Raw genomic sequence first — 12,993 nt, forward strand, 5'->3', positions numbered from 1 at the left:
GAAACCTTCCATTTAATTAGTGTCCATCCATAATTCGTGGATGGACACTAATTAAACCAATTCAACTAATCAAACGGTGTTTCTCAGGCATCAACGTCGCAACACCTGATCACTGCCCTAAATCTTTTTTGGCCTGATCTTCTTGCAAAACTGGATACATACCCCGCAACCGATACAAAGCTGTTGGTCAATGATCATGGTTGTCTTGGCATCAGGAGCCGGATTCTTGTAAAGGGCGGGACACCCGAAAGTGTCAATGCATTCCGTGCACTCCGTATTGCACTCAGGACCTACCACGAACGCCCGTTTTGATTTCTTGCCAAGGACCCGCCTCTCGTATAGAGGACACGGGGCCTTGGCTATAATGACGGAAAGCTGGTTTGACTCCAGGGCCTCCTGGATCGCCTTCTTGGTCTTGGACAGGTTGTTCGGATTGACTACTGCCACCTGCTCAACGCCACAGGCCCTGACAATGGCCTCAATGGAAATAGAGGGCTTGTCCCATCCGGGCAGCGTGATATCCGCGCCAGGATGAGGTTGGTGGCCGGTCATGGCTGTTGTGCCATTGTCGAGGATGACAAGAATGAAGTTGTGTTGGTTGTGCACGGCATTGATCAGCCCTGTGATACCCGAGTGAAAAAACGTTGAATCGCCGATAAACGCAATCACCTTCTTGCCTGTTACCCTGGAGATGCCGGCCGCTGAAGTGACACTGGACCCCATGCAAATAAGAAAGTCCGCTGTCTGCAAGGGGGGCAGAATCCCCAGGGTGTAACACCCGATATCTGTGGGAAAGATGACTTCGGCCTTGGTCTCTTTCAGCACGCTGTTGACTGCATAATAGGCTGCCCGATGGGGACAACCCGCACACAGGTTTGGAGGCCGCATAGGAACCTGAATGGGCTCCGGGTTCTTCTCTACGTCGACGGGTTCTGGCAGGGTATAGTCAATGCCGAAAAACCGCGCTATGACCTCACGCACCATGCCGGGGTTGTATTCATATAGACGTGAAAAGAGATCCGCCCTTTTTCCGGCAATAGGTGTGACAAGACCGTCGGTCTGGGCTGTAACCCTAAGACTATCCTCTAACAGAGGCTCCAGTTCCTCCACAACGAGGATCTTTTCCACCGATTTGATAAAGTCTAGTGCAAGCTTTTCAGGAAATGGGTATGTGAAACCGAGCTTCAGCACCCTGACCTTGTCCTCAATCCCAAGATCCTTGATGGCATCAGCCACGTAGTTATAGGCCATTCCGCTTGTGGCAATGCCCCAGGAGCCTTCGCCGGTCACTGTATTAAAAGTCGATTGGCAGGCCATGTCCCGAGCCTTTTCCGCCTGATCAAGAAGCACCTTGTGGCGGACCCTGGCATTTGCCGGTACAGTGACAAATCGAGCACTATTCTTCTCAAAAGCACCTTTGGTCTTCGGGGGCCTCAGTTGGGCCGTTGTGACAATGCCGCGATAATGGCTCAACCGTGTGGTGGTCCGAAGCAGCACTGGGAGCTCAAGGGCTTCTGAAATTTCAAAGGCTGCCTTGGTTATCTCTTTGGCCTCTTGGGCGGATGCGGGTTCCAGCATCGGCAGGCTGGACAATCTGCCGTAGATCCGACTATCCTGCTCGTTCTGGCTTGAAAACATCGACGGGTCGTCGGCCGTAACGATAACCATGCCTCCCCGCACGCCGACATAGGCCAATGTCATCAATGGATCGGCAGCCACATTAAGGCCCACGTGTTTCATACTGCACATTGTCCGCACGCCAGACACAGCAGCACCTGCAGCCGTCTCCAGGGCCACCTTTTCATTGGTAGAATACTCAAAGTAAAGCTCTGATTCGGAAGCTATGCGAAAAAAGTTGTCTCCTATCTCAGATGACGGTGTGCCCGGATAGGTCGTGGCAAAGCTCAGGCCAGCCTCAAGAGCGCCTCTAACAATGGCCTCGTTTCCCAGAAGGAGAAGTTTCTTGCCTGTCTCTTCAGTCAACAGGGGATGCATAAGTACCCTCCATATTCATACGAAATAATGAAGCTCCCCGCAGCAAGCTGCAGGGTATCAAAGCGGAATTGCGCCGTAGCCAAAAACCCGCCTTGCCTTCGCGCAGCGCAGGCGCTTGCGCCGCGTGTCATCCGTGAAGCCAAGTCGCCGACGCGCCATAGCTTGGGCGACGGTGCGCTGCAGGGTATCCCGGCGAAGGCGAATCAAAATCCAGAGTAACTATATTACTTTCTTACCAAAAGTCCTGTTGGAAATCCAGCCTTACTAATCGAGTAACCGTTTACAGGTTAACCATTGAGGGTTGCTTTTCTTTTGTTAACCTTCCCGTATCCGTTGACGGAGTATTGGAACAAAACCAGGCTCCCAAACAACGTCCGACTTGGAAAAACATCATGGTTACTCGACTGCAACACACAGATCGTGATAATTTGTCTATTTCATGGAGACTTTCAGACCCATTGCTCCATCACTCCAGTACTCCAATACTACTACGTGAATCTTGATCCGGTAGCCCTTCTCAGGTCAGAATAGTCTATAGCTTCTCCCAGATAGGCATCAATGACATCCTGGTTGTCCTTGATGGCATGAGGGTGGCCCTCCGCTATCTTCTGGCCGTAATTAATAACCACGATCTCGTCAGATATGTTCATGACAAGATTCATGTCATGTTCTACGAGCAACACGGTGATGCCCTGATCCCGGATGGCGCAGATTCGTTCTGCCAGATACTCCGTTTCACGATCGTTAAGGCCTCCTGCTGGCTCATCCAGGAGCAGCAGTTGGGGGTCGGTTGCCAGAGCCCTTCCAATCTCTAGGAGCTTCTGGTCGCCCAGCGGAAGGTTGTCTGCCTTCATGTTTTTTTTCTCAAGCAGCCCTGCGAATTCGAGGCGCTCCAGGGCAGCTTGCCTGATCTTCTCTTCCTCCTGTCGCATTCTCTTGAGGCGAAAGCCAGCAGCAAAAAACTCTGATCGAGTCCTCACATGACGTCCTACCATCACATTTTCAAGCACCGTCATCTCGCCAAAAAGCTCCACGGTTTGAAATGTACTCGAAATACCTTGATCTGCGATCTGATACGGATTCAGACCGTTTATGGGCCGCCCCTTCAACCGGACCTCGCCCCTTGTGGGATCAAGAAGACCGGTAATCATCTTAAACAGCGTGGTCTTTCCAGCGCCGTTTGGACCAATGACAGACTTGATCAACCCTGAATCCACGGCAAAGGAAAGAGAGTTGATGGCCAAGAGGCCGCCGAATTCTTTGCATAGCCCATCAATTTCCAATAAGGCTTTATTATCTTTCGTTAAACGCATAGTTATCACTTAAACGTGCAACTTCTCAACAACCACTGGGACGATAGATGAACCCCGGGATCTTGTCAACCTGAGCCTCAATGCGCAATTACGTGCATTCAATGAAAAAGTTTTTCTAATATCAGATTGGCAGGATACTTGCACGAATACACAGCCGATAGACCTTGATGACAACATTTCGTTCACTTTTTCTCAAGAACAAGGAGCACGAAAATGTCACTTGATAAGCAAATGACAATCCTGGTTGTAGATGATTCCGGAACCATGCGGGCGATGTTCAAACAGATGCTAAACAAACTTGGTTTTGCTAACATCATTTCCGCTGTGGATGGCGTTGATGGAATCGAGAAGCTTCAAGAGCATAATATAAATCTGATAATCAGCGACTGGAATATGCCGAACAAGGACGGGTTGGACTTTCTGAAATGGGTCCGTCATGATGAGAAATGTGAGAATATCCCTTTCATACTGGCAACAGCACAGGGCGATAAGTCTCAACAAGAGCTTGGCAAAAAGGAGGGGGCAAATAACCATATTGCAAAGCCCTTTGACACTGAAGAACTCAAGGCAAAAATCGATGAGACTCTTGGCCTAAAAGACGGGGTCGCGGAAGAAAAGCGCGAGCCAAGGTTGATTCACGGGAAGGTTCAAATGAGAGTGGGACATATTCAGATTACCGATCACCTTGCACTCGGAGTTCTAAGGCATCAAATACAAATAGGAGAGGTTGGTCCCAAATATTTTGACCTGGAGACTCTATGCATGCCCGGCTGGAACCCGATTCAAGAATCTCTGGAAAAGGGAAACGTTGATGCCGCTTTTATTCTGGCCCCTATTGCAATGGATCTCTTTGGATTTCGTGCACCCATAAAACTAGTACTGCTGGCTCACAAAAACGGCAGCATTTTTGTGCGTTCAAACAAGGATGAAATCAATAATTATGAATCACTGAAAGACTTCTTCAAATATAAGGTAATAGACATCCCCCATAAGATGTCTGTCCATAATATGTTGGCACACAAATTCTTGACCGACTTGGGTCTGAAGCCGGGAGTCCCTGGAAAGAAGCCCATTAATGTCCGTTTTGAAGTCGTGCCGCCAGTAAAGATGGCAGGCATAATAAAGAAGAACGAAGAAGTCGCAGGCTTTATTGTGGCCGAACCGATCGGTTCGAATGCTATTGCAAAGGGAATTGCAGAGTTTCAGTTCCTCTCTGCATCGCTCTGGAAAAACCATCCCTGCTGCGTCGTTGCCATGCGGGATGAGTTTATTTCAGAATATCCCGATGCCGTGTATGAGTTTACGTCTTTGCTTGTTCAGGCTGGGAAGTTTATCGAGCAAAACAAAAAAAAGGCTGCTGAAATTGCTGTTGCTTTCTTGGATCCGAAAAAAGAATTGGGCTTGACCACATCCGTTCTGGATAAGGTCCTTAACGAACCTCAAGGGATAACAATGAATGACCTGTACCCGGTGCTTGAGGACCTTGACAAGATTCAACGATATATGCACGATCAAATGGACATAGGCGTTTTGATTGACGTCGAAAGGTTCGTTGATCTAAAATTTGCCGATGCAGCGTGCAAATAGATCTCAGTAGTCCAGCATGAATCAGTTGCCGATAGCACGGGTTATCAAAATTGAATTCTCGCTCAGTCCACGACAATAACGGACATTTTCTTCGCAAGTTGCACAACCTTGTTGGAAACACTTCCAAAGAAAAACTGCTTAATACCCGAGAGTCCCCGTCTTCCAATAACAAGCGTATCGTATTTCCCATGCTGGGCCTCTCTTAATATATCTCTTGCCAGGCCTACCTTCTTTTTCCTGATCTTGACGGTCACATTCTTGGAAGCAAAACCTCCCCTTACAAGACCCTGCTTGGCCTTTTCCATAAAGGCTTTAACACTCTCTTTCTTGGTGTCCTCTATGGCACAAAATGCTTGTCTGCTTTCCTTAAATAGTGGCGTAAGGGCGGGGCTGTCCAGCCCGCAGGCTGCAGTGGAATCTGGTATAACACTAAATAGCGTAACCAAGGCGTTTGGATGCATGCTTTTAGCCACGTAGTTAACTGCCTTCATGGAATTCTTGGATTCATCGACTGCAACTAGAATTTTTTTTGCCATTTTTCCTCTCCTTTCATGAAGCCTTCTGTCACACAAAGTGCCTTGATTTCTATCGATAATCCTTTATCAATATAAGGCTCTTTGTGTCAAGGGCAAAAGATACAAGTCTCAAGAGTTGTGGCGCCCCCTTTCAATTCCTCAAAGGGTTGTGGGGCTGTACAGTCACCAAAATGGTGGGAAAAGGTATGGCTTGGGGAGCTAAAGGAGAGAAGAATTACGTGTCCTTGTTGTGCTTCACGTTGATTCCATTGATACGCCTGCCAGTTCTTCGTCTTCTGGTTCAATCCAGACAATGTGGGCCTTGTTGATAATGAAGACCTTTCCAGAGCCTCCAGAGTATGCAGCATCAAATAGAACAACAAAAGGCTTATCTGATCTAGTAAATATGTCTGAAACCCGTCGTTCTGAACCTAGATTTACCTTGCCTTGTATGACACTACCTTCTACTGTTCTCACGGTAATTGCTGCAGGTCTGACTATTCTGTCCGCTTCAACTTGTGTTCCCATGATAAGACCCTCCCTGCTTGGCACAAGATTATCATGATTCCAACAAAAAGGGTCAACCGAAATGGCCAACCCATCTCATAACAACTTGGTGGAGCTGAGGGGGATCGAACCCCTGACCTCATGACTGCCAGTCATGCGCTCTCCCAGCTGAGCTACAGCCCCGATTAGTCTGTTTTTTTGTGGTAGAAAATTCTTGAGACAACCACGAAGATACGAAATGTCTCTGGAAATCTTTTCTTCGTGCTTTCGTCTCCCTTTGCGTTTTGCGGCGTTCGCCTTGAGAACATCACGTGGTAATCTTTTTTCTTTGTTTCACCTTGTTCAAGTTAATTTTTATTATTTTATAACAATAACAAATCAACTGTCAATTATCTTTTTTGGATACCAATTCGGTCAAAACCCCAAAACAGCTCTTTGGGTGCAAAAAAGCTACTTGTTTCCCATGGGCCCCGGCGCGGGGGGTCTCATCCAGGAGTTTGACACCTTGGGCTTTGAGCCTCTCAAGCGTGTCACCGACATCATCAACCTCATAGGCAATATGGTGGATACCTTCGCCACGCTTGGTAATGAACCTGGCGATTACACCCTCTTTTGAAGTTGGCTGAATCAACTCAATATTCACCCCGCCTACAGGAACAAAGGCGATCTTCATTTCCTTTAAAGTCTCTTCATGTTCCACTGCCAGGCCAAGCGACTCCTCGTAAAAGCACTTGGCGTGCTCGATGTCAAAGACGGCAATGCCTATATGGTCGATCTTTTTAGCCTCCATAAAATCTCTCCTTATTTATAAAATCCCTTTTGCGAAAACCGGCGACTCCTTGACAACACTCCTATAACCCGCTATATATCATAAAAAAGCTTGGCGCCCACAAGCCAAGCACAACCTTAAACAAAAATTGTTAGCTTGTGGCCTGTCAGTTTACTCATGCAACACAGTTTTTTTGCAAACCAGCGTCAGCGTGCCTCCGGCATTTCCACAAAGCAGGAAATGTTTAAGGAGTTCGACGCCACGGAACTCTATTGCCCAAGGTGCGGGAGATCAATGCCCGTGCGCAAGCGCCTGTTGTTGGTCCTCCCAGAAGGAGACAAGTACGAATATCTGTGCAACATGTGTGGAGCTTCCGTGGGAACCAAGGTAGTTCGGGGAAGCGAACAGCTTCGCGTGATCATTTGATCCGGGTCAGGCAACGACGTTTCGAGTTCCTTCGTTGCGCATAGTGCGGAGTTGGGCCAATTCCCATACATAGTCATAAAGATGGAGGCCCTTGCTGGCTGCCACTATCTCACCATCTGCGACACCGATTTCGCTAGCCATGTACTCCTTTAGAAGTTGAATTCCGCCAAGGTTGGCCGGAAAACCATTCCATAAATCCCAAGATCTGAAATAGACCACGAAGTGGAGCCTCTCGTTGCGAATACGAGTATCTATGTGGCGCAGACACGGGGGATCTCCCAAACGAACATCGGATGGAACCGAAACTGTCATTGCTGCTTGGTTTGTGCCATAGCCTTTTGTCTTGTACATATTGATGACTGATTCTATCTGGTTAACAACACTCAACTCTACCGTATTCTTCGAGGGATCACGCTGTAACTCCTGTCCATTTTTTGCAATAAGACCTGCTTCGCCGGCACACGGCAATGACCAACCAGCAAGACGCTCGCCGTAAGTGTAGTCTTCGTTTGGCTGCTTCTCGGGGGTCATCAAGTACGGTAGGTATTCCTCTAGATATCCTTCTGCCACGGGATTTGGTATGCCAAAGGAAGCGGGTATATCCGGAATTAAGGGCCGGACCGCAGGATATTTGATGTGAACAGTCACATAGTCAAACTCGAGCCGTTTCTGTCCGACGTAGCTACCATGATCGACCTTGTACTGATGACCCTTGTCCAAAATCTCATATACACATTGAAACCACGCATCGGGTAAGTCCCGTGCCTCTATGGAAACGAGATTCATCTAAATATCCAGTCGCTGTACATACAAAGCGTTTGTCTCAATGAATTTACGTCTCTGCTCCACTTCGTCACCCATTAAAACAGTAAATATATCATGAGCCTCGAACATATCTTCGACCTTAACCTTAAGAAGTGTTCGGCTTTCTCGGTTCATAGTCGTCTCCCAAAGCTGTTCAGGATTCATCTCCCCAAGGCCCTTGTACCGCTGGATAAAAAGACCCTTCTTGGCATCTCGCAAAAGGAGGGAAAGAAGCTCGTCTCTGCTTTCAACGGAAACAGATTCTTTGCCGTTATCGTAGACAATAAAAGGGGGTTTATTGGGTGTCAAAAAGTCTTTCCAGAGGACTATTCCCTTTTGAAAATCCGGAGAAGAAATAAGTTCCCAACCAATTTTTACTTTAATGTTCCCGTTGCCTTCTTGTTCTGCAACCAGTTCAAAAATATTATGCTCTTCATCTTTAACAACATGGGCCGTTTTGTAGCCAACAGATATTAGACTATATGAAAGATCGCGCATACGTTCTTCATTTTGAAGGAAGGTCTTGTCTTTTGCTTGTCTTTCAAGTAACAACTCAATCAGTGGTCGGCTATAACTTCGCCGTTCCAGGCGTCTCACCGCAGTCTCATAGTCAACAAGACTCCCCATAAATACATAGAGACTATCCCCTTGCAAGAAGGCCTCCCTGCCACCGGTCTTGACTTTCTTTGCTTCGCATATCCGCTTCATTAAGAACTCATTCAGACCAGCCTCTTCTTTCACGTAAATCGCTTTTTTTCCCTTCCCAATCCTAAATAGTGGCGGCTGCGCAAGATAAAGGTGGCCCAGATCTACTAAATCCGGCATCATACGATAAAAAAATGTAAGCAGGAGGGTTCGAATATGAGAACCGTCAACATCAGCATCTGTCATAATAATAACCTTGTGATACCTCAATTTATCGATATTGTATTCATCTCGGCCAATACCGGTACCAAGAGCTGTAATCAATGTCTTAATTTCTTCACTCTTGAGCATCTTGTCGAACCGGGCCTTCTCTACGTTTAGTATTTTTCCTTTTAAAGGAAGCACTGCCTGAAATTTCCGGTCTCTTCCTTGTTTTGCGCTCCCGCCAGCCGAATCGCCCTCCACAATAAAAAGCTCCCTTTTAGACGGATCTACTTCCTGACAATCTGCCAGTTTCCCAGGAAGTGATGCTTCTCCCAACACACCCCTTTTCCTGGCTATATCACGCGCACGTCTGGCTGCCTCCCTGGCACGCGCTGCCTCAACAACCTTTGCTATTATCTTCCTTGCTATCGTTGGATTTTCCTCTAAAAAAGTGCCAAGTTTTTCATTCAAGAGGGTTTCCACAAGTCCCTTGACCTCGCTGTTTCCAAGCTTGGTCTTTGTCTGGCCTTCAAACTGCGGAGATCTAAGCTTGATACTGATGACGGCTGTCAACCCCTCCCTCACATCATCACCACTCAACTTTTCTTGAAGGTTCTTTGGTAGATTACTACTAGAACCGTAATAATTTATAGTGCGGGTTAAGCCGGACTTGAATCCTACAACATGAGATCCACCTTCCACTGTATTAATATTGTTGGCAAAGGAAAAAATTTTTTCATTATATGTATCATTGTATTGCATTGCCACTTCAATGGAAACATCATGTTTTTCGCTTTTCACATAGATGGGTTTTTTGTGGACAAGTGTCCTTCCTTTGTTTAGATACTCCACAAATGAGACTATACCTCCCTTATAGTAGTATTCCTTTTTCTTGTCCGTCCGCTCATCTTCAAACACGATTTTAAGTCCCTTGTTTAGAAAGGCCAACTCTCTCAATCGCTGAGATATAAGGTCAAAACTAAAATCAGTGGTTTTAAATATGTCATGATCTGGTAAAAAACGGATTTTTGTTCCCCTCCTCTTGGTCTTTCCAATAACTTCAACTTTAGAAGTACTCTTCCCTTTTTCATAAGACTGGAAGTAAACCTTTCCTCCTGAACGGATCTCAACTTCAAGTAAACTCGACAGGGCATTCACAACAGATACACCTACTCCATGTAATCCACCAGACACCTTATAGGTATCGTGATCAAACTTACCACCGGCGTGTAGTTTGGTCATAACTACTTCAACTGCCGGAATATGCTCGGTCTTATGGATTCCTACAGGTATTCCCCTGCCATTATCTTCCACTGTCACACTGTTGTTAGAATGAATTAATACCGTTATTAAATCACAATACCCTGCAAGCGCTTCATCCACACTATTATCTACTACTTCATAGAGAATATGGTGTAACCCCTCTACAGAAACATTACCAACATACATAGAAGGTCTTTTTCTAACTGCGCTGAGACCTTCCAATACCTTTATTTTATCAGCATCATATATCGTTTCAGAAAACTGCATTTCAAACCCTCATTGGCATAATGACACTTAAAAAATTTGGATCATTATCACCTTCCAACAGACAAGGTGTGGCTTCATCACTTAATCTTATTATTAGTTCTTCGCTTTTCATAGTGGCTATTGCATCTATAAAATATCTTGGATTGAAAGCTATTTCAATTTCGTCACCATTGTAACTAACAGGAATTACTTCTCTTGATTCTCCTATATCTGGATTTGTAGTTTTCGCCTCCATTTCCTTATTATTTATTTTACAACTCACACTGCGATACTTATCAGAGGAAAGAATAGACATCCTTTTCAGCATCATCACAAATACTTCTTTTTTCACTCTGAGTTCACCTTCGTTTTTTTTAGGAATAACTAAATCATAATCAGGAAATTCACCTTCAATAAGCCTAATAATTAAGCCTTCAGAATCCTTTCTTACTATGAAGTTTCTATCCTTAAATCCTATGTGGACCTTACCTCCTCCCTCCAAAAGTCTTAGTACTTCAATAATGCCACTTTTGGGGATTATAACACCCTTCTCTAGCGCAACATACTGTTCCTTTTCCATTGACTGATCAATCTTTGATAGTCTATGCCCATCAGTTGATACCATTCGAAGCCTTCTCTCATCGCCTTTATCAATTGTTTCAAAAAAAACACCTGCTAAATGAGGACGTGCTTCATCACTAAGCACTGCATATATGGTTTTTTCAATCATATCTCTTAAAACATGAACATCCATCTCAAACAGTTCTGCACCCTCAACATCAGGCAGCCCAGGAAAATCATTTGGGTCCATACCAACAATATTATATTCCACATCCTTATCTGCAATCTGAATCCATTTATTTTCCAATTCTTTAAAAACCAATAGGTTACTTGGAAAATCTTTTATTATTTCATACAACTTTCTTGATGGAATAACACCGGAACCCGAGCTCAGTATTTCTGCCTTATATTTTCCATGAAACGCTATCTCAAGATCTGTAGCTATAATAGATAAATGTCCGTCGTCTGCCGTGACAAATACATTGGAAGTAATAGGAATATTTGTTTTTTTTCCTGTAATTCCCTGTATTTTTGATAATCCTTGATAAATAATTTCTTTTTTAATTTTAAACTCCATGATTAACTCCTTATACTAATAAATAATAAAGAACCATAATAATAAAGACTGTTTGTTTTGTTTAAAAAAAATTCAACGTCTTTAAATACAACAAAAATAAACGTTAATTACTGTGTTTAAAAATAAGAAAAAAATAAGAAATCCAAAGAAAAAAGTTATTTATCCATAACCTAATTAATTATTGAAAAGATATCAACAAAATTATAATCGTCCTATTATGGAATAAAAAACTACCACTATTTATTCGCTCAAAACATGGTTAAACTAAGAAGAAAAGTAGTCTCTGACAATTCTTATAGCGCAAAATTCTCCGCACATTGTGCATACTTCGTCTAAACTCGGCTCACTGCTGGCGCGATAAGCCTTGGCCTTTGAAGGATCTATTGATAAGGAAATTTGTTTTTTCCAGTCCAATGCCTTTCGTGCCTCAGACATCTCAAGATCCCACTTAATAGCACGCTTATTTCCCCTTGCAATGTCAGCTGCATGGGCTGCTATCCTATTTGCAATAACACCTTCTTTCACATCTTCTACAGACGGAAGCCTGAGGTGTTCTGCAGGTGTAACATAGCAAAGAAAGTCAGCACCTGCCATACCTGCTATAGCACCTCCAATAGCACCTGCAATATGATCGTAGCCTGCAGCTATATCTGTAACTAAAGGTCCTAATACGTAAAAAGGCGCGCCTTTACATAGTTTTTTTTGCATAATAACATTTGCTTCTACTTGATTCATAGGTACATGGCCTGGTCCTTCTATCATAACCTGAACACCAGCTTCCCACGCCCTTTCGGTCAATTCTCCCAGGGTCAGAAGCTCCTGGACTTGGGCACGATCTGTGGCATCTGCCAATGACCCGGGTCGTAGTGCGTCACCAAGGCTGAGAGTTATATCGTATTTCCTTGCAATAGAAAGGAGACGTTCAAAATGTTCGTAGAATGGATTTTCCTTCTGGTGGTGAAGCATCCAGGCGGTTAGAAAAGCACCCCCCCTGCTGACAATATCTGTTGTTCGGCCTTGAAGACGCAGCCTTTCGAGCGCATTAAGTGTTATGCCGCAGTGGACCGTCATAAAATCAACTCCATCCTGTGCTTGGGCTTCCACAGTTCGAAAGAGGATATCCGGTGTCAGACGGATAATCCCGCCAAGATTTGCCGCTGTTTCCACAGCTGCCTGATAAATTGGAACAGTGCCTACAGGGATATTGGACGCTTGCAATATTGATTGGCGTATCTTTGTTATGTCACCGCCTGTACTAAGATCCATGATCGCATCTGCTTTTGCATTTATTGCTGCCGAGAGTTTTAAGAGTTCCTCATTAATGTCCGCCCGATCTAATGATGTCCCAATATTCGCATTAACTTTAATACTTAGTCCCTTTCCTATTCCAATTGGATCAAGATCTTTGTGGTTGATATTGGCTGGTATAACCACAGTCCCTTGTGCCACAGAGAGCCTAATATTTTGGGCATCGATTTTTTCCTTACAAGCCACTGTCTTCATAGCCTCGGTGATAATACCCTTTCGGGCTTGTTCTATTTGTGTCATTATGACTCCATATTATAAAAGATTTATTTTTTT

At 44.8% G+C, this 12,993-nt stretch carries 11 protein-coding genes and 1 tRNA gene; 2 read left to right on the forward strand and 10 right to left on the reverse strand.

Features of this window, described 5'->3' with window-relative positions:
• Nucleotides 1-117 precede the first annotated feature (117 nt).
• Nucleotides 118-1,995 carry an indolepyruvate ferredoxin oxidoreductase subunit alpha gene (iorA, locus tag JW883_08975; protein ID MBN1842394.1) on the reverse strand — a complete coding sequence of 626 codons (1,878 nt, stop codon included), beginning with the start codon at nt 1,993-1,995 and terminating at the stop codon, nt 118-120.
• 488 nt (nt 1,996-2,483) lie between these two features.
• Nucleotides 2,484-3,308, reverse strand: coding sequence for an ABC transporter ATP-binding protein (locus tag JW883_08980; GenBank protein MBN1842395.1), 825 nt, complete (start codon nt 3,306-3,308; stop codon nt 2,484-2,486).
• A gap of 213 nt (nt 3,309-3,521) precedes the next feature.
• On the opposite strand from JW883_08980, the gene JW883_08985 reads away from it, so the two are divergent.
• Nucleotides 3,522-4,895 (forward strand): ABC transporter substrate-binding protein, encoded by a 1,374-nt coding sequence (locus JW883_08985; protein MBN1842396.1) that lies wholly within the window; start codon nt 3,522-3,524, stop codon nt 4,893-4,895.
• A gap of 62 nt (nt 4,896-4,957) precedes the next feature.
• Here the strand turns inward: JW883_08985 and JW883_08990 are convergent, their stop codons facing one another.
• From JW883_08990 to mce, 4 genes are all read right to left on the reverse strand, one after another.
• On the reverse strand, nt 4,958-5,431 hold the full coding sequence (locus JW883_08990) for a universal stress protein (protein MBN1842397.1): 474 nt from the start codon (nt 5,429-5,431) through the stop codon (nt 4,958-4,960).
• Between the two features lie 234 nt (nt 5,432-5,665).
• Nucleotides 5,666-5,938 (reverse strand): hypothetical protein, encoded by a 273-nt coding sequence (locus tag JW883_08995; GenBank protein MBN1842398.1) that lies wholly within the window; start codon nt 5,936-5,938, stop codon nt 5,666-5,668.
• A gap of 86 nt (nt 5,939-6,024) precedes the next feature.
• Nucleotides 6,025-6,100 (reverse strand) — tRNA-Ala (locus tag JW883_09000).
• A gap of 202 nt (nt 6,101-6,302) precedes the next feature.
• Nucleotides 6,303-6,707 carry a methylmalonyl-CoA epimerase gene (mce, locus tag JW883_09005; GenBank protein MBN1842399.1) on the reverse strand — a complete coding sequence of 135 codons (405 nt, stop codon included), beginning with the start codon at nt 6,705-6,707 and terminating at the stop codon, nt 6,303-6,305.
• Between the two features lie 156 nt (nt 6,708-6,863).
• Here mce and JW883_09010 point away from each other — a divergent pair, with 156 nt between their 5' ends.
• Entirely contained in the window at nt 6,864-7,112 is a 249-nt protein-coding gene (locus JW883_09010; protein ID MBN1842400.1) for a cytoplasmic protein, read from the forward strand.
• 6 nt (nt 7,113-7,118) lie between these two features.
• Here the strand turns inward: JW883_09010 and JW883_09015 are convergent, their stop codons facing one another.
• The 4 genes from JW883_09015 to thiC all read right to left on the reverse strand — a co-directional run bounded on the left by JW883_09015 (nt 7,119) and on the right by thiC (nt 12,960).
• Nucleotides 7,119-7,898, reverse strand: a complete 780-nt coding sequence (locus tag JW883_09015) for a thymidylate synthase (GenBank protein MBN1842401.1) — start codon at nt 7,896-7,898, stop codon at nt 7,119-7,121.
• Nucleotides 7,899-10,295, reverse strand: coding sequence for a DNA topoisomerase (ATP-hydrolyzing) subunit B (gene gyrB, locus JW883_09020; GenBank protein MBN1842402.1), 2,397 nt, complete (start codon nt 10,293-10,295; stop codon nt 7,899-7,901).
• Nucleotide 10,296: 1 nt separating this feature from the next.
• The gene (gene dnaN / locus JW883_09025) at nt 10,297-11,412 is read right to left on the reverse strand and encodes a DNA polymerase III subunit beta (GenBank protein MBN1842403.1); all 1,116 of its coding nucleotides are present in this window, start codon (nt 11,410-11,412) and stop codon (nt 10,297-10,299) included.
• A gap of 264 nt (nt 11,413-11,676) precedes the next feature.
• Entirely contained in the window at nt 11,677-12,960 is a 1,284-nt protein-coding gene (gene thiC / locus JW883_09030) for a phosphomethylpyrimidine synthase ThiC (GenBank protein ID MBN1842404.1), read from the reverse strand.
• Nucleotides 12,961-12,993: the final 33 nt, after the last annotated feature.

The organism is Deltaproteobacteria bacterium, assembly GCA_016930875.1.
Taxonomy (GTDB): Bacteria; Desulfobacterota; Desulfobacteria; order Desulfobacterales.